Source organism: Methylocystis echinoides, assembly GCF_040687965.1.
Classification (GTDB): Bacteria; Pseudomonadota; Alphaproteobacteria; order Rhizobiales; family Beijerinckiaceae; genus Methylocystis; species Methylocystis echinoides_A.
Window position 1 is genome coordinate 1,174,343 of the sequence record NZ_CP156084.1, and the last position, 16,312, is coordinate 1,190,654.

Consider the following 16,312-nt stretch of genomic DNA (forward strand, 5'->3'; position numbering starts at 1 on the left):
CGGCTAGAACAAATCATGCACAATAGCGTTCGAGCACGTTGCCCACGCCCGTCGATTCGTGCCAGAAGGATTTCAAGCCGTGAGCCAAGCCAATCTCCGCCTCGTGGAAGGATCGTCCGTGGACAAGACCAAGGCGCTGGACGCCGCCCTGTCGCAGATCGAGCGCGCCTTCGGCAAGGGCTCGATCATGCGGCTCGGCAAGAATCAGAAGGCCGTCGAGATCGAGACCATTTCCACGGGCTCGCTCGGCCTCGACATTGCGCTCGGAGTCGGCGGCCTGCCGCGCGGCCGAGTGGTCGAAATCTATGGCCCCGAATCCTCGGGCAAGACGACGCTCACCCTACATGTCATCGCCGAGGCCCAGAAGGCCGGCGGCGTTTGCGCCTTCGTCGACGCCGAACATGCGCTCGACCCCGTCTACGCCCGCAAGCTCGGCGTCAATCTCGACGAGCTTTTGATTTCCCAGCCCGACACGGGCGAGCAGGCGCTCGAGATCACCGACACGCTGGTGCGCTCGGGCGCGGTCGACGTGCTCGTCGTCGACTCGGTCGCTGCGCTGACGCCGCGCGCCGAGATCGAAGGCGAGATGGGCGAGGTGCAGCCGGGGCTGCAGGCGCGGCTGATGAGCCAGGCGCTGCGCAAGCTCACCGGTTCGATCTCGCGCTCCAACACGCTCGTCATCTTCATCAATCAGATCCGCATGAAGATCGGCGTGATGTATGGCTCGCCGGAGACGACGACCGGCGGCAATGCGCTGAAGTTCTACGCTTCCGTCCGTCTCGACATCCGCCGTATCGGCGCGATCAAGGAGCGCGACGAGACGATCGGCAACCAGACCCGCGTCAAGGTCGTCAAGAACAAGGTCGCGCCCCCGTTCAAGCAAGTTGAATTCGACATCATGTATGGCGAAGGCGTCTCCAAGGTCGGCGAGCTCATTGACCTTGGCGTCAAGGCCGGAGTCGTCGAAAAGTCGGGCGCCTGGTTTTCCTACGACAGCCAGCGGCTCGGCCAGGGTCGCGAGAACGCCAAGGCCTTTCTGCGGCAGAATCCGGAGGCCGCCAGCCGCATCGAGCAGGCGATCCGCGAAAACGCCGGCCTCATCGCCGAAAAGATTCTCGACGCCGGCGGACCCGACGACGACGAGTAATCCGGCGCCCTTCTCCACTTTACCGATCGAAGGCCCGCCCGTCGGGCCTTTTTCATTGCCGAAACGCTCCCGGACTGGCATATCCGGCCGCAACAGGCGGCGCGCGCGGGCTTGCATCCGGCCCATCGCGACGCGGGCCGTCGGCGGGACGGCCTTCCGCCCGGCAAAGTTTTTCACCATATGACCGGGCGCGCCCGGTCGCCTTCAGAGAGACGCAAAATGAGCAGCGTCAACCAGATACGCTCCGCATTCCTCGACTATTTCGTGCGTAACGGCCACGAGAAAGTCGCGTCCTCTCCGCTTGTCCCGCACAATGACCCGACCCTCATGTTCACCAATGCGGGCATGGTCCAGTTCAAGAACGTTTTCACCGGCGTCGAGAAGCGTCACCAGGCCCGCGCGGCTTCCGCGCAGAAATGCGTGCGCGCCGGCGGCAAGCACAATGACCTCGACAACGTCGGTTACACCGCGCGCCACCACACTTTTTTTGAAATGCTGGGGAATTTTTCCTTCGGCGATTACTTCAAGGAAGGCGCGATCGAACTCGCCTGGGGCCTGATCACCCGGGAATTCCAGCTCCCCGTCGACCGTCTGCTCGTCACCATCTATCACAACGACGACGAAGCCTATGACCTTTGGAAGAAGATCGCCGGCTTCCACGAGAGCCGCATCATCCGCATCGCCTCCTCCGACAATTTCTGGAGCATGGGCGACACGGGCCCCTGCGGCCCCTGCTCGGAAATCTTCTACGACCAGGGCGAGGCGCTCGCGGGCGGGCCGCCCGGCAGCCCTGACGAGGACGGCGACCGCTTCCTCGAGTTCTGGAACCTCGTGTTCATGCAGTATGAGCAGGTTGCGCCGGGGAGCCGCGCGCCGCTGCCGCGCCCGTCGATCGACACCGGCATGGGTCTCGAGCGCATCTCGGCCCTGATGCAGGGCGTGACCTCGAATTACGAGATCGACCTGTTCCGCGCCCTCACCGGCGCGGTGGCCGACTTCACCGGCGCGCCTGTCAACGGGCCGCAGGCGGCGAGCCATCGCGTCATCGCCGACCACTTGCGCGCCTCCTCCTTCCTGGTCGCCGACGGCGTGACCCCGTCCAATGAAGGCCGCGGCTATGTGCTGCGCCGGATCATGCGCCGCGCCATGCGTCACGCGCAGATCCTCGGCGCGCAGGAGCCCTTGATGTGGCGCCTCGTGCCGACGCTCGTCGCCGAAATGGGCCAAGCCTATCCCGAACTCATCCGCGCCCAGGCGCTCATCGTCGATACGCTGAAGACCGAGGAGACCCGCTTCCGCGCGACGCTCGCGCGCGGTCTCGCCATTCTCGACGACGAGACCGCCGGCCTCGGAACGGGCGCAAAGTTCTCGGGCGAAACCGCCTTCAAACTCTACGACACCTACGGCTTCCCGCTCGACCTGACGGAGGACGCCCTGCGGCCGCGCGGCATCGTCGTCGACAAGGACGCCTTCAACGCCGCCATGGAGCGCCAGCGCGCCGAGGCGCGCAAGGCCTGGGCGGGTTCGGGCGAGACCGCGACCGAAACGCTGTGGTTCGCCCTCAAGGAGCGTCTCGGCGCGACCGAATTCCTCGGCTACGACACCGAGAAAAGTGAAGGCGTGGTCACGGCCCTCGTCCATGACGGCGCGGAGGCCTTCGCGCTCAAGCAGGGCCAGCGCGGGGCCGTCATCCTCAATCAGACGCCATTTTATGGCGAATCCGGCGGCCAGATCGGCGACGTCGGCGTCATGCGCGGCAAGGGGCTGCGCTTCCGCGTCGAAAGCACGTTAAAGAAGCTCGGCGACCTCATCGTCCACGAAGGCGTCCTCGAAGAGGGCGAATTGACGCCCGGCCTCGCGCTCGAACTCGACGTCGATCACGATCGCCGCAAGGCTATTCGCGCCAATCACTCCGCGACGCATATTCTCCACGAGGCGCTGCGCCAGGTTCTCGGCGACCATGTCGCGCAGAAGGGATCGCTCGTCGCGCCCGAGCGCCTGCGTTTCGACTTCACCCATCCCAAGCCCCTCACCGCAGAGGAGCTCGAGCAGGTGGAAACGCTGGCCAACGAAATCATCCAGGACAATGCGCCTGTCGACACCCGCGTGATGGCGCAGGACGAGGCGATCGAGTCGGGCGCCCGCGCGCTGTTCGGCGAGAAATATGGCGATGAGGTCCGCGTCGTCTCCATGGGTCGTCCCGATCCCGGCGTTCACCACGCCTTCTCGGTCGAGCTCTGCGGCGGCACCCATGTCGCGCGAACCGGCGACATCGGCCTTTTGGCGATCACCAGCGAGGGCGCGGTCGCCTCCGGCGTCCGGCGCATCGAGGCGCGCACCGCCGAGGGCGCCCGCAGCTATCTGACGTCGCAGTCTCGCGCGCTGCAGGACATTGCGAGCCTGATGCGCGCCCCTGTCGAAGACGCGCCGAGCCGGCTGGCGCAGATCATGGACGAGCGCAAGCGGCTCGAACGCGAACTCGCCGAGGCCAAGCGCAAGCTCGCCATGGGCGGCGGCGGCGGCGATGGGGCCGGCCCCGAGGCGCGCGACATTGGCGGGGTGAAGCTCTTGACCCGCGCGGTCGAGGGGATCGACGCCCGGGATCTGAAGTCGCTGGTCGACGACGCGAAGAAAAGCATCGGCTCGGGCGTCGTCGCCATCGCCAGCGCTTCGCCCGACGGCAAGGCGGGAATCGTCGTCGGCGTCACGGACGACCTCACCGAAAAATACAGCGCGGTGGAATTCGTCCGCGTCGCGAGCGTGGCGCTCGGCGGCAAGGGCGGCGGCGGGCGGCCCGATCTCGCGCAGGCGGGCGGTCCAAATGCGGCGGCGATCGATCAGGCCCTCGCCTCGGTCGAAGACGCCTTGAGGGGCAAGGCGGCGCAGTGAAGACGGCGGTCGGACGCAGCTGGTATTATCGCGCCCGCCGCCGCGTGCATGTGATTCTCGACGGCGGCGGGCATGACTGGACCACCCGCTATGTCCATCGCGCCCTCGTCACCCTCGTCGCCTTGTCCGTCATTGCGGTCGTTCTCGAGTCGGTGCCGGAATACGACCGCAAATTCAACCGGCTGTTTCACGCGATCGAATATATCGCCGTCGTCGGCTTCACCATCGAATATCTGTTGCGGCTGTGGTCGTCGCCGGAACACACGCCCTACGCCGAACGCACTCCCGTCTCGGCGCGACTGGCCTTCATCGTCTCCGGATCGGCGATCATCGACCTCCTGACGATCCTGCCCTTCTACCTCTCCTTTTTCATCACCTCAGACCTCCGGGTGATGGTGCTGCTGAGGCTGCTGCGCTTCTTCAAGCTGGCGCGTTACTCCGCGGGAATTCGGACGCTGGTCGCCGTGATGGAGGCGGAGCGCAAGGCTCTGGTGGCGACGGCGATCCTGTTGTTTGGCGCGGTGCTGTTCTCGGCGAGCGCGATCCACATCGCCGAGCAGGACGCGCAGCCGGAGGCGTTCGGCTCGATTCCCGCCGCGATGTGGTGGGCGATCGTGACGATCACCACGGTGGGCTATGGCGACGTCACGCCCGTGACCGTCGCCGGGCGCATGATCGCTTCGGTAACGATGGTAATGGGCTATGTGATGCTGGGCCTGCCGGTCGGCATCGTTGCGACGGCTTTCGCCGAGGAAATACACCGCCGCGAATTCGTCGTCACCTGGAGCATGGTTGCGAGCGTGCCCTTATTTCGCACGCTGGGCGCCAGCTCCATTGCGGAGATCATGCGCTATCTGAGCGCCCAGTCCGTGCCCGCGGGGACCTTGATCGTGCGACGCGGCGATCTTGCGCAGTCCATGTATTTCATCGCGGAAGGCGAAGTGGAGATCGAGCTACCGAACGAGGCCGTGCGGCTCGGGGCGGGCCAGTTCTTTGGAGAGATGGCCATTCTGCACAAGGCGCGGCGCTCCGCCAATGTTCGCGCCGTCGAGCCGACGAAGCTCCTCATTCTCGACGCCTACGATCTACAGTCGCTGATCGTGCGCAATCCGGAGGTCGGCGAGGCTATCCGTAGCGTCGCCGCCAGCCGCAAGGAGCTTTCGGCCGAGTCCCAGCACGGCGACATGATCGAGGCCGAACTCACCCAGCCCGCCGCTCCCGTCGAGGGCGATGGCGTCGAATAGGCTGCGCCCGCCAAAACAAAAGCGCTCCGATCGAGGGATCGGAGCGCCGCGAAGATAGGCAAACGCTGCTTTTACGCGCCGACGGAGGCGCGCAGCTCCTCGAGCTGCGCCAGTTTTTCGCTGGCGACCTGCCGGACGTCGTCGGACTTGGCGTCAGCGACGTCCTCGCGGGCGTTCTTGATGTCGGCGTCGAGCTTGGCGACATCGACCTCGTCAAGCGACACGGCCAGCTCGGCGAGAATGGTGAAGCCGGCGGCGTTCACGTCGGCGAATCCGCCGCGCACGAAAAGCTTCTCGACCTTTCCGTCGCCGCCCGCGACCGTCACAACGCCGGATTTGAGGGTGGTCATCACCGGCGCGTGATCCTTGAGGACGGTGAACTGGCCCTCGGCGCCCGGCGCCACGACGCTTTCGACGTCGCCCGAAAACAGGAGCTTCTCGGGAGAGACGAGTTCGAAGTGAAAAGCGGGCATGTCGGTCTCCGGCGGGGGTCTTCGATAGGGATGGCGCCGTTGTTCGGCGCGTCATGGCCGGGCTCGACCCGGCCATCCACAAAAAGCAAACGGCGGATGGCCGGATCGAAATCCGGCTCCGACGTTCTTTGCCTTACGCCGCTTCCTTGGCGAGCTTGGCGGCCTTTTCGATCGCCTCCTCGATGGAGCCGACCATATAGAAGGCGGCCTCGGGGAGGTGGTCGTATTCGCCTTCGACCAAGCCTTTGAAGCCCTTGATCGTATCCGCCAGCGCGACGAGCTTGCCAGGCGAGCCGGTGAAGACTTCCGCGACGTGGAACGGCTGCGAGAGGAAGCGCTCGATCTTACGGGCGCGGGCGACGACGAGCTTGTCCTCTTCCGAGAGTTCGTCCATGCCCAGGATCGCGATGATGTCCTGCAGCGACTTGTAGCGCTGCAGCGTCGACTGCACCCGGCGGGCGACGTCGTAGTGCTCTTCGCCGACGATCGCCGGGGAGAGCATGCGCGACGTCGAGTCGAGCGGGTCGACGGCCGGATAGATGCCCTTTTCCGCGATGGAGCGGGACAGCACGGTCGTGGCGTCGAGATGGGCGAAGGAAGTGGCCGGCGCCGGGTCGGTCAAGTCGTCGGCCGGCACGTAAATGGCCTGCACCGAGGTGATCGAGCCCTTGGTCGTCGTCGTGATGCGCTCCTGCAGCGCGCCCATGTCGGTCGCGAGCGTCGGCTGATAGCCGACCGCCGAGGGGATGCGGCCGAGAAGCGCCGACACTTCCGAACCCGCCTGGGTGAAGCGGAAGATGTTGTCAACGAAGAACAGCACGTCCTGGCCCTTGTCGCGGAACTCTTCGGCGACGGTCAGGCCGGTGAGCGCGACGCGGGCGCGGGCGCCCGGCGGCTCGTTCATCTGGCCATAGACCAGCGCGCATTTGGAGCCGGCGCCGCCGCCCTTCTTGTTGACGCCGCCCTCGATCATCTCGTGATAGAGGTCGTTGCCCTCGCGCGTGCGCTCGCCGACGCCGGCGAAGACGGAGTAGCCGCCGTGCGCCTTGGCGACGTTGTTGATGAGCTCCATGATGAGCACGGTCTTGCCGACGCCGGCGCCGCCGAACAGGCCGATCTTGCCGCCCTTGGCGTAAGGCGCGAGCAGGTCGACGACCTTGATGCCGGTCTCGAGAATCTGCGCTTCCGTCGCCTGTTCGGCGTAGGAGGGGGCCGGCTGATGGATGGCGCGGACGCCGCTCGACTTCACCGGACCGGCCTCGTCGACCGGCTCGCCGATGACGTTGATGATGCGGCCGAGCAGCTCCTCGCCGACCGGCACCGAGATCGGCGCGCCCGTGTCGGTGACCTCCTGACCGCGGGTCAGACCCTCGGACGTGTCCATGGCGATGGTGCGCACGGAGTTCTCGCCGAGATGCTGGGCCACTTCGAGCACCAGGCGCTGGCCCTGGTTCGTCGTCTCGAGCGCGTTGAGAATCTCGGGCAGGTGGCCGTCGAACTTCACGTCGACGACGGCGCCGATGACTTGGGTGATGCGGCCCGTGGGCTTGTTGGCGGCCATGTTACGTCCTCGTCTATTTTAGCGGTCAGAGCGCTTCGGCGCCCGAGATGATTTCGATGAGTTCCTTGGTGATCATCGCCTGCCGCGACCGGTTGTAGAGGGTCGTCTGCTTGCGGATCATGTCGCCGGCGTTGCGCGTGGCGTTGTCCATCGCGCTCATGCGCGCGCCCTGTTCGGAGGCGGCGTTCTCGAGCAGCGCGCGGAACACCTGAACCGAGATATTGCGCGGCAGCAGGGTCGAGAGAATCTCGTCCTGGCCGGGCTCATATTCGTAGGTCGGCTGCGGGCCTTCCTGCGCGGGCGCGTTCTCGTTCGCGGCGATCTGGGCCGGAATGAGCTGCTGCGCGGTCGGGAGCTGCGCGATGACCGATTTGAACTTCGAGAAGAACAGCGTGGCGACGTCGAATTCGCCCGCCTCGAACATGGCGATGATCTTCTTGCCGATGTCGTCGGCGTTCTCGAAGCCGATCTGCTTCAGGCCGCGCAGTTCGATGAGTTCGACGATCTCTTTCTCGAACTGGCGGCGCAGCTGGTCGTAGCCCTTCTTGCCGACGCAGAGAATCTTGACCGTCTTGCCCTGGCCCTGAAGGCGCTGCGCGTGGTCGCGGGCGAGACGCACGATCGAGGAGTTGAACGCGCCGCAGAGGCCGCGCTCGGCCGTGGCGACGACGAGAAGATGCACATCGTCGCGGCCGTTGCCGGCGAGAAGCTGCGGACCGCCGGCAGTGACGCCGGCGGCGAGATTGGCGAGCACCGATTCCATGCGCTCGGCGTAGGGACGCGCGGCTTCCGCCGCGGTCTGCGCGCGACGCAGCTTGGCGGCCGCGACCATTTGCATGGCCTTGGTGATCTTCTGCGTCGCCTTGACGGAAGAAATCCGGTTTCGAAGATCCTTCAACGAGGGCATGAGCGTGCTTCTTGCTGAGAGTTCGCGCCCTTAGGAGGCGTTTCCCCCTCTCCCCGCGACGGGGAGAGGGCCCTAATGGTCGTCAGGCGAAGGACTTCGCGAAAGTTTCGACCACGCCCTTGAGCTTCGCTTCCGTCTCCGCGGGCAGATCCTTCGTCGAACGGATGCTTTCGAGAATGTCGGCGTGCTGCGTGCGCAGGATCGTCAACAGCCCGTCTTCGAAGGCCTTGACGCGGTTGACCGGCAGCGGATCGAGATAGCCGTTGACGCCGGCGTAGATCACGCAGGTCTGCTCTTCCATCTTCAGCGGCGAGAACTGCGGCTGCTTGAGGAGCTCGGTGAGGCGCGCGCCGCGGTTGAGCAAGCGCTGCGTCACCGCGTCGAGATCGGAGCCGAACTGGGCGAAGGCCGCCATTTCGCGATACTGCGCCAATTCGCCCTTGATCTTGCCGGCGACCTTCTTCGTCGCCTTGGTCTGCGCCGAGGAGCCGACGCGCGACACGGAGAGACCCACGTTCACCGCCGGGCGGATGCCCTGGTAGAACAGATCCGTCTCGAGAAAGATCTGGCCGTCGGTGATCGAAATCACGTTGGTCGGAATATAGGCCGACACGTCGTTGGCCTGCGTCTCGATGACCGGCAGCGCGGTGAGCGACCCGGCGCCGCGGTCGTCGTTGAGCTTGGCGGCGCGCTCGAGCAGGCGCGAATGCAGATAGAAGACGTCGCCCGGATAGGCTTCGCGGCCCGGCGGGCGGCGCAGCAGCAGCGACATCTGGCGATAGGCGACGGCCTGCTTGGACAGATCGTCGTAGATGATCACGGCGTGCATGCCGTTGTCGCGGAAATATTCGCCCATGGCGCAGCCGGCGAAGGGCGCCAGGAACTGCATCGGGGCCGGATCGGAAGCGGTCGCGGCGACGATGATCGAATATTCGAGCGCGCCGCGCTCCTCGAGCACCTTCACGAATTGCGCGACGGTCGAACGCTTCTGGCCGACGGCGACATAGACGCAGTAGAGCTTCTGGCTCTCGGGCGCGCCTTCGACGTTCAGCGACTTCTGGTTCAGGATCGTGTCGAGCGCAATGGCGGTCTTGCCGGTCTGGCGGTCGCCGATGATGAGCTCGCGCTGGCCGCGGCCGATCGGGATCAGCGCGTCCACGGCCTTGAGGCCGGTCGCCATCGGCTCGTGCACCGACTTGCGCGGAATGATGCCGGGCGCCTTGACGTCGACGCGGGCGCGCTGGGTCGCCTTGATCGGGCCTTTGCCGTCGATCGGATTGCCGAGCGCGTCGACGACGCGTCCGAGAAGCTCCTTGCCGACGGGCACGTCGACGATGGCGCCGGTGCGCTTGACCGTCTGGCCTTCCTTAATGTCGCGGTCGGAGCCGAAGATAACGATGCCGACGTTGTCGCTCTCGAGGTTCAGCGCCATGCCGCGCACGCCGTTCTCGAATTCGACGGTCTCGCCGGCCTGCACATTGTCGAGGCCGTAGACGCGGGCGATGCCGTCGCCGACGGACAGAACCTGGCCGACCTCGGTGACTTCGGCCTCATTGCCAAAGTTGGCGATCTCGTTCTTGAGGATCGCGGAAATTTCAGCGGCGCGGATATCCATCAGCCGACCTCTTTCATGCGTGTGCGGATTGAGTTGAGCTTGGTGCGAACGGAAGCGTCGACCATGCGCGAACCGAGTTTGACGATAATGCCGCCGATGACCGACGGATCAGTGCGAACATTGAGGCTGACCGACTTGCCGCCGGTGACCGCGGCGAGCGCCTGGCGCAGCGCCGCCTCATGATCGGGACGCAGCGGGGCGGCGACGGTGACGTCGGCGCGCACGAGGCCCTTGGCCTTGTCGTGCAGCCCCTGATAGGCGGCGATCATGTCGGGAAGGACGAAGAGGCGGCGCTTGGAGGCGACCAGCCGGATGAAATTGGCGGCGATGCCGGAAACGCCGGCCTTGCCGAGAACGGCGTCGAGCGCCTTGACCTGCTCCTGCGCCGTAAACACCGGGCTCTTCACCAGGCGCTTCAGGTCGGGGCTATCGTTCATGAGGCTCTGAAACGCGGCGAGCGCCGCGGCGACCTCGTCTGTGGCGCTCTTTTCCGACGCCAGTTCGTAAAGGGCGGAGGCGTAACGTCCTGCGACGCCGGAAAGCGAAACTCCGTCTTGAGCCACTTGGATCGCTCGTCAAATTTCCGCCGTTCCAAACGCCGGCCACGGCGCTACAGAATGCGCCGCGTTTTTCGCGGTCAGCCTAGAAACGACGGATGCTGCAGGGGCAGGAACTGAAAGCGGCAACGCCCCAGTCCCAGGGCGAGGGTCCCCTAACACAGCCTATTTTGCGGCGCAACCCTGTCGGGCGCCTCGTTTTCAATCACGCGCCCGCGCAAACCCTTTGCGCGCCTGGTGCGGCGGCGCGCGCGGCGGAATGGGACGCCGGCGAATTTCCTGATTCCCGCGCTACGAACCGCGTTTCTTTCAGACCTCGCCGGCGCCGCCTTCTTGGTCTCGCCAGCGCGCCGCGGTCCCCGCGACCTGCGGCATTTTGACAGTCGAAAAAACGCGCGCCCATGAAGCCAAGCTGCTCTTTGCCTCCGGCGCGCCGCGGCGATAAGTTGACGCCCGGGCGTTCGCGCCGACTGTCAAAGGGAGAGGCGCATGACGCGCGCGGTTGTCGGCATCATTGGCGGTTCAGGGGTCTACGAACTGCCCGGCGCCGAGAATGTGCGGCGGGAGCGGGTCACGACGCCGTGGGGGGAACCCTCCGACGAGTTGGTTTTCGGGGAGATCGGCGGCACGAAGGCGGTGTTTCTGCCCCGCCACGGCCGCGGCCACCGGCTCGCCCCGTCGTCGATCAACTATCGCGCCAATATTGACGCGATGAAGCGCGCCGGCGTCACGGACATCATTTCCGTCTCCGCCTGCGGCTCGTTCAAATCCCAATTTTTCCCGGGCCTTTTCGTGCTCGTCGACCAGTTCGTCGACCGCACCTTCGCGCGCCAGTCGTCGTTCTTTGGCGACGGCTGCGTGGCGCATGTCTCCCTGGCGCATCCGATCGCGCCGCTGCTGTCGGGGCGCATCGCCGCAGCGGCGCGCGCGGAAGGGATCGAGATCGCGGTCGGCGGGACCTACGTCTGCATGGAGGGGCCGCAGTTCTCGACCTACGCCGAATCGCTTCACTACAAGGCGGCGGGCTTCGATCTCATCGGCATGACCGCCATGCCCGAGGCCAAGCTCGCCCGAGAGGCCGAGATATCCTACGCGACGATCGCCATGGTGACCGACTTCGACTGCTGGCATCCCGAGCACGATCATGTCGACGTGGCGTCGGTGATCGAGATCGTGCGCAGGAACTCGGCCGCGGCTGCGCGTCTCGTGGCGCGGGTGCTGAAGGATTTTCCGCCCGAACACGAGCCATGCCCCATCGGCTCCGACCGCGCGCTCGACAACGCCATTCTAACGGCGCCGGAAGCGCGCGACCCGGCTTTGCTGAGAAAGCTCGACGCGGTGATGGCGCGGGTGAACGCCCGGCGCTCATAGGGGCCGAAGCTCAATAATACCACCAGCCATTGCGCCATTGGCCCTGCAACCGCAGCGGCGGCGCGGGGCGCGGGCCGCCGCGTTCGACCCGTAGTAGTCGCCCGAATAGCTGCAGCCGTAGCAGCCGCCATAGCCCTGAGGACCGAATCCCGCCGCCTGCCCCGCGCCCTGAGCGCTCCCCTGGCTTGCGGGACCGAAAGGTTGGACTGGCGTGGCCGAACCCAGGAGCGGCGGCGGCGTGGGGAACTGGGGCGCGTCGCCCTGAGCGGCGGCGGCGAAAGGAAAAAGCGCGAGGCAAAAGGCGACGGCGCGGCGCATCTGGCGACAACCTTGGAGTTTGGCCCGGTTGCAGTGTATGCAGCTTGTCTGCGCGCGCCAGCGCGATCTCAACTTAAGGTTGAGAATGCCGTAATATGCCACCAAGGGTCATTTAATGCCGCTTCGCGCCGCCATTCGCACGATTCCGGATTATCCGAAGGAAGGCATTCTCTTCCGCGACATCACGACGCTGCTCGGCGACGCCAAGGCGTTTCGCAAGGCGGTGGACGAACTCGTTCAGCCCTGGGCGGGGATGAAGATCGAGAAGGTCGCCGGCATGGAGGCCCGCGGCTTCATTCTCGGCGGCGCGGTCGCCCATCAACTCTCCTCGGGATTCATCCCGATTCGCAAAAAAGGCAAATTGCCGCACGAGACTGTGTCGATTGCCTATGAGCTGGAATATGGGACGGACGAGATGGAGATGCATGTCGACGCCGTCGCGCAAGGCGAGCGCGTCATTCTCGTCGACGATCTGATCGCCACCGGCGGCACCGCGACGGGCGCGATCCGGCTCTTGCAGAAAATGGGGGCGGATGTGGTCGCAGCCTGTTTCGTCATCGACCTTCCCGATCTCGGCGGCGCGAAGAAGATCGAGGCGCTCGGCGTGCCGGTGCGCACCCTCGTCGCCTTCGAGGGACATTGACCGGGGGCGGCCCCAGGCTCTGCGTCGAGAGGAACCAAACGCCCGCTCATGAAGCCGCGCCCCACGCATCTTCTGTTCGCCGCGCTCGCCGTCGCCGCGTTCGGTCTTGGCGTCGGCGCGCTGCGTTATCTGCCCGGAGCCGGCAAGCCGCGCGCCGGCGCCGGTAAAGTCGCCGTCGCGCCCGGCGCGCCGCATCCCGCCGGCGGCGCCATCCTGCCGGGGCTGCGACGCGGCGCGACGCCGCCGCCCGCCGCCTCCGCCCCTTCCCCAGCTTCCGCCGAAACCGCCCCGGCCGCTCCGGCGGCGATGCTGCTCCCCGGCGTCGCCCCGCTCCCGGCGATGACGGCGCAGCCAGCGCCCCCTGCGGCCATCGCCGCCGCGACCCCGGCGCCCGCGGAGAGCGCGCCCGAGCCGGCCGCGACCGGTCTCGACGGCGGCGGCGGCGTGGAGGGGTCCGTGTCCTTCCCCCCGCCTCCGCCGACGCGGCCCCCCGAATTTCGCAATGCGGAAACCCCGCTGCCGCCCGTGCGGCCGCGCGACCTGGCCGCGCTGGAGGCGCCGGCCCCACCCGACCCCGCCCCGCCCGCGGCGCAGCCGGCGCCGCCTGCCGCCGCGCCCGCGCAGCAGACGCCCGCGTTATCCTGGTCTTTCCCGCAATGGCCCCAGGCCGCCCAGCCGGCGCCGGAGAACGCCCCCGCCGCGACCTCGGCGCCGCTCTACGTGGATGTGCCGACGCCGCCGACTCGGCCGGCCGATCTTGTCAAGCTCGCCGCCCTCGCGCCGGCGAAGGACGCCGCCGCCCCAGGGACGACCGAGGCTGCGCCAGCCGCCGCCGAGGGGGCACAGGTCGCGCGCCTCCAGGAGCCGGCGCTGCGGCCCGCGCCGGAAGACGCGTTCCAGCCCCCGCCGCCGAAATTCGGCATGGGCGATCCGGTCTTCGTGCGCATCTTCAAGCAGGAGGGTCAGCTCGAACTGTGGCTGAAGAAAAACGGCCGCTACGCGCTCTTCAAGACCTTCCCGATCTGCAAATGGTCGGGGCGCCTCGGCCCCAAGCTCAAAGAGGCGGATTATCAATCGCCCGAGGGCTTTTACAGCGTCTCGGCCAGGCAGCTCAATCCGCATTCCAATTATTATCGCGCCTTCAACGTCGGCTATCCCAACGCCTTCGACCGGCAGAACGGCCGCACCGGCGGGCTCGTCATGGTGCATGGCGCCTGCAAGTCGGTCGGTTGCTTCGCCATGACCGACCGCGGAATCGAGGAAATTTACAATTTCGTCGAAGCCGCCCTGCGCGCCGGGCAGAAGGAAATCCCGGTGCATATTTTTCCCTTTCGCATGACAGAGGCCAATCTCGCCCGCGAAACCGGGAACACGGGCGGCTGGCTGGCCTTCGTCAGCGGCGGCGGCGGCTATTCGCAATGGGCCGGCTTCTGGCAGAACCTCAAGCAGGGCTACGATATGTTCGAGCAGACGGGCGAGCCGCCGGTCGCCTTCGCCTGCGGCGACCACTATGAATTCGACGGCGGCTCCTCCGCCTGTCGCCGCGTCGCCGGCTGGTGATCGTTCAGACTCCCTTCATGAGAAAGGGAGGAGATTACAGTGGCCTGTATCGCCGCAAGCGAGAAGTTCATGTCAAGGATCCGCCGTTTCCTCCTGGCCAGCGCCGGCGCGCTGCTCGCCGCCTCCCCGGTTCAGGCGGGAGGCCCGAAGGTGGCCGTCTGCATGACCCTGGCCAACGCCTACAACAACTGCATCGTTCAGCAGAATTACGCCGCCGGCCGCGGGGGCCCGCCAAGAGGCTATCCGGGGGGCTATGGACGCGGCTATGACGATCGCGGGGGCTGGGACGCGGACGACGACGCCTATTGGCGGGCGCAACGCCGGGCCGCCCGCGCCAATCGCGCCCAGGCCGCCTGCATGGGCTGGCTTGCGCAGATGAAGGCGGCTAACTGCTATTAGCCGGCGGCGAGCGCGGCCTGACCATTGACAAGGCCCGGCCGAAGCGCTAGGCAATCTCTGCTTCGTCGCGGCGTTCTCGCCGCGTTTTCTTTTTGAGCGAAGCGCAACCGGTCCAACTGCCAAGAAGCCGGCCCGCACGCGTAACGTCACGGCGTTAGGCGCAAAATGCGAGAGCCGGGTCCGAACACAGGAAAACAAGATGTTCGCAGTCATCAAAACCGGCGGCAAGCAGTATAGCGTGTCCGCTGGAGACATTATCACGGTCATGGCGCTCGAGGGCGCGCCGGGCGACAAGGTCACTTTCGACGAGGTGCTGATGATCGGGGGCGACTCCCCCAAGATCGGCGCTCCCACCGTCGCAGGCGCCAGCGTGTCGGGCGAGATCGTCGAGCAGGCGCGCAGCGCCAAGTCGATCGCCTTCAAGAAGCGCCGCCGCCAGAACTCCAAGCGCAAGCGCGGCCATCGCCAGGACTTGACGCTCGTCAAGATTCTCGCGATCTAACGACAGAATTCACAAGCGGTCTCAGCGCCGCTGAACAGAAACGGTTCGGAGCAGGAAAATGGCTCACAAAAAAGCGGGCGGCTCGTCACGCAACGGCCGCGACTCGGATGGCCGGCGCCTCGGCGTCAAGAAATTTGGCGGCGAAGCGGTGCTCGCCGGCAACATCATCATCCGGCAGCGCGGCACCAAGTGGCATCCCGGCCGCAACATCGGGATGGGCAAGGACCACACGCTCTTCGCCCTTGTCGACGGCGTCGTCGAGTTTAAATCCAGCCGCGGGCGCTCCAGCGTATCCGTGGCGCCGGCGGCCCAGGCCGCAGAGTAAGGCGGACGGATCGCGAGCGACCCGCCGCCGGTCCTTCCCCGGCGGACAGGTCGTCTTGAAGACCCCGCAAGGAGCTTGAAGGCTCCAAGGCGAAATGTCCGGAAACGGCCCGTCTGGGCCAGCAGGGGGAAGCGGCCGCCGCTTTCCCCTTTGTCGCGTCCGGGGCCGGTTCGGTCTTTCGCTTGGAGCCCTTCATGTTTCCCGAGATTACCCACGACGACGTTTTCAGGCTGGAAACCGAACGGATGTGGCTGCGGTGGCCGCGGATGTCGGACGCCGACGCCATCGCGCGCCTCGCGGGCGATCCGGACGTCGCCGCGCAGACCGCCAATATTCCGCACCCCTATTATCTGCGTGACGCCGAGCAGTTCATCCGTCGCGCGCGCGCCGAAAACGAGTCGGGTCAGGGGCTCGTGCTGGCGCTCGCCTTCAAGCGGCGGCCCAACGAAGCGATCGGCGTCATCGGCGCGCATGGGTCGGATTTTCGCGGAACCGCGCAACTGGGTTACTGGCTCGGTCGGGAATTTTGGGGCCAGGGCCTGATGACGGAAGCCGCGCGGGTCTTCGTCGACATGATTTTCGGCGTCTCCTCGCTCGGCGAGATCGTCTGCGACGCCCTGCCCGGCAATCTCGCCTCCCGCCGCGTGCAGGAGAAGCTCGGCTTCGTAAGCCTCGGCGAGGCGGAAATCGACGCGCCGGCCCGCGGCGCGCGGCTGAAGGTCCTGCGCACGCGGCTCTCGCGCGGCGCAGCCCATACCGCCTTTGGCGCGCGCCGCCCCAGATTGACGTCAACGTGAGCCT

16 protein-coding genes are annotated in these 16,312 nt (G+C 66.4%); 10 read left to right on the top strand and 6 right to left on the bottom strand.

Going from position 1 to position 16,312, the window contains the following annotated elements; all coding sequences use genetic code 11:
• The first annotated feature begins 79 nt into the window (after positions 1-79).
• The 3 genes from recA (at position 80) to RVU70_RS05630 (ending at position 5,280) form a co-directional block, all read left to right on the top strand.
• Positions 80-1,147: a recombinase RecA gene (gene recA / locus RVU70_RS05620; protein WP_363350097.1), complete on the top strand. Its 1,068-nt coding sequence runs from the start codon at positions 80-82 to the stop codon at positions 1,145-1,147.
• A gap of 219 nt (positions 1,148-1,366) precedes the next feature.
• The gene (gene alaS / locus RVU70_RS05625; RefSeq protein ID WP_363350098.1) at positions 1,367-4,036 is read left to right on the top strand and encodes an alanine--tRNA ligase; all 2,670 of its coding nucleotides are present in this window, start codon (positions 1,367-1,369) and stop codon (positions 4,034-4,036) included.
• Positions 4,033-5,280 carry a cyclic nucleotide-gated ion channel gene (locus RVU70_RS05630; protein ID WP_363350099.1) on the top strand — a complete coding sequence of 416 codons (1,248 nt, stop codon included), beginning with the start codon at positions 4,033-4,035 and terminating at the stop codon, positions 5,278-5,280. The genes alaS and RVU70_RS05630 overlap by 4 nt, the downstream gene beginning before the upstream one ends.
• A 71-nt stretch (positions 5,281-5,351) precedes the next feature.
• Here the strand turns inward: RVU70_RS05630 and RVU70_RS05635 are convergent, their stop codons facing one another.
• From RVU70_RS05635 to RVU70_RS05655, 5 genes are all read right to left on the bottom strand, one after another.
• Complete coding sequence (locus tag RVU70_RS05635) at positions 5,352-5,753, bottom strand: F0F1 ATP synthase subunit epsilon (protein WP_363350100.1); 402 nt, start codon at positions 5,751-5,753, stop codon at positions 5,352-5,354.
• Positions 5,754-5,886: 133 nt separating this feature from the next.
• A complete protein-coding gene (atpD, locus tag RVU70_RS05640) occupies positions 5,887-7,314 on the bottom strand; it encodes a F0F1 ATP synthase subunit beta (protein ID WP_363350101.1) in 1,428 nt (475 codons plus the stop codon).
• 25 nt (positions 7,315-7,339) lie between these two features.
• Complete coding sequence (locus RVU70_RS05645; protein ID WP_363350102.1) at positions 7,340-8,221, bottom strand: F0F1 ATP synthase subunit gamma; 882 nt, start codon at positions 8,219-8,221, stop codon at positions 7,340-7,342.
• An 82-nt stretch (positions 8,222-8,303) separates the two neighbouring features.
• Positions 8,304-9,836, bottom strand: a complete 1,533-nt coding sequence (atpA, locus tag RVU70_RS05650) for a F0F1 ATP synthase subunit alpha (protein ID WP_363350103.1) — start codon at positions 9,834-9,836, stop codon at positions 8,304-8,306.
• Entirely contained in the window at positions 9,836-10,399 is a 564-nt protein-coding gene (locus tag RVU70_RS05655; RefSeq protein ID WP_363350104.1) for a F0F1 ATP synthase subunit delta, read from the bottom strand. Before RVU70_RS05655 ends, atpA begins: the two co-directional genes overlap by 1 nt.
• Before the next feature lie 483 nt (positions 10,400-10,882).
• On the opposite strand from RVU70_RS05655, the gene RVU70_RS05660 reads away from it, so the two are divergent.
• Complete coding sequence (locus RVU70_RS05660) at positions 10,883-11,764, top strand: S-methyl-5'-thioadenosine phosphorylase (protein ID WP_363350105.1); 882 nt, start codon at positions 10,883-10,885, stop codon at positions 11,762-11,764.
• On the opposite strand, the gene RVU70_RS05665 is transcribed toward RVU70_RS05660, so the two are convergent.
• A complete protein-coding gene (locus RVU70_RS05665; protein ID WP_363350106.1) occupies positions 11,759-12,082 on the bottom strand; it encodes a hypothetical protein in 324 nt (107 codons plus the stop codon). The genes RVU70_RS05660 and RVU70_RS05665 overlap by 6 nt on opposite strands.
• Positions 12,083-12,197: 115 nt before the next feature.
• Here RVU70_RS05665 and RVU70_RS05670 point away from each other — a divergent pair, with 115 nt between their 5' ends.
• The 6 genes from RVU70_RS05670 to RVU70_RS05695 all read left to right on the top strand — a co-directional run bounded on the left by RVU70_RS05670 (position 12,198) and on the right by RVU70_RS05695 (position 16,308).
• Positions 12,198-12,725, top strand: a complete 528-nt coding sequence (locus RVU70_RS05670; RefSeq protein WP_363350107.1) for an adenine phosphoribosyltransferase — start codon at positions 12,198-12,200, stop codon at positions 12,723-12,725.
• A gap of 48 nt (positions 12,726-12,773) precedes the next feature.
• On the top strand, positions 12,774-14,285 hold the full coding sequence (locus RVU70_RS05675; RefSeq protein WP_363350108.1) for a murein L,D-transpeptidase family protein: 1,512 nt from the start codon (positions 12,774-12,776) through the stop codon (positions 14,283-14,285).
• Positions 14,286-14,354: 69 nt separating this feature from the next.
• A complete protein-coding gene (locus tag RVU70_RS05680) occupies positions 14,355-14,684 on the top strand; it encodes a hypothetical protein (protein WP_363350109.1) in 330 nt (109 codons plus the stop codon).
• 199 nt (positions 14,685-14,883) lie between these two features.
• Complete coding sequence (gene rplU / locus RVU70_RS05685; RefSeq protein WP_363350110.1) at positions 14,884-15,186, top strand: 50S ribosomal protein L21; 303 nt, start codon at positions 14,884-14,886, stop codon at positions 15,184-15,186.
• Between the two features lie 58 nt (positions 15,187-15,244).
• A complete protein-coding gene (rpmA, locus tag RVU70_RS05690) occupies positions 15,245-15,511 on the top strand; it encodes a 50S ribosomal protein L27 (protein ID WP_363350111.1) in 267 nt (88 codons plus the stop codon).
• A gap of 194 nt (positions 15,512-15,705) precedes the next feature.
• Positions 15,706-16,308, top strand: a complete 603-nt coding sequence (locus RVU70_RS05695; protein ID WP_363350112.1) for a GNAT family N-acetyltransferase — start codon at positions 15,706-15,708, stop codon at positions 16,306-16,308.
• Positions 16,309-16,312: the final 4 nt, after the last annotated feature.

What these genes read in the sequence shown, in the direction of transcription:
- alaS (WP_363350098.1), top strand. Translation starts at nt 1,367, where the DNA reads ATGAGCAGCGTCAACCAGATACGCTCCGCATTCCTCGACTATTTCGTG.
- RVU70_RS05635 (WP_363350100.1), bottom strand. Translation starts at nt 5,753, where the DNA reads ATGCCCGCTTTTCACTTCGAACTCGTCTCTCCCGAGAAGCTCCTGTTT.
- atpD (WP_363350101.1), bottom strand. Translation starts at nt 7,314, where the DNA reads ATGGCCGCCAACAAGCCCACGGGCCGCATCACCCAAGTCATCGGCGCC.
- RVU70_RS05645 (WP_363350102.1), bottom strand. Translation starts at nt 8,221, where the DNA reads ATGCCCTCGTTGAAGGATCTTCGAAACCGGATTTCTTCCGTCAAGGCG.
- atpA (WP_363350103.1), bottom strand. Translation starts at nt 9,836, where the DNA reads ATGGATATCCGCGCCGCTGAAATTTCCGCGATCCTCAAGAACGAGATC.
- RVU70_RS05660 (WP_363350105.1), top strand. Translation starts at nt 10,883, where the DNA reads ATGACGCGCGCGGTTGTCGGCATCATTGGCGGTTCAGGGGTCTACGAA.
- RVU70_RS05665 (WP_363350106.1), bottom strand. Translation starts at nt 12,082, where the DNA reads ATGCGCCGCGCCGTCGCCTTTTGCCTCGCGCTTTTTCCTTTCGCCGCC.
- RVU70_RS05670 (WP_363350107.1), top strand. Translation starts at nt 12,198, where the DNA reads ATGCCGCTTCGCGCCGCCATTCGCACGATTCCGGATTATCCGAAGGAA.
- RVU70_RS05675 (WP_363350108.1), top strand. Translation starts at nt 12,774, where the DNA reads ATGAAGCCGCGCCCCACGCATCTTCTGTTCGCCGCGCTCGCCGTCGCC.
- RVU70_RS05680 (WP_363350109.1), top strand. Translation starts at nt 14,355, where the DNA reads ATGTCAAGGATCCGCCGTTTCCTCCTGGCCAGCGCCGGCGCGCTGCTC.
- rplU (WP_363350110.1), top strand. Translation starts at nt 14,884, where the DNA reads ATGTTCGCAGTCATCAAAACCGGCGGCAAGCAGTATAGCGTGTCCGCT.
- rpmA (WP_363350111.1), top strand. Translation starts at nt 15,245, where the DNA reads ATGGCTCACAAAAAAGCGGGCGGCTCGTCACGCAACGGCCGCGACTCG.
- RVU70_RS05695 (WP_363350112.1), top strand. Translation starts at nt 15,706, where the DNA reads ATGTTTCCCGAGATTACCCACGACGACGTTTTCAGGCTGGAAACCGAA.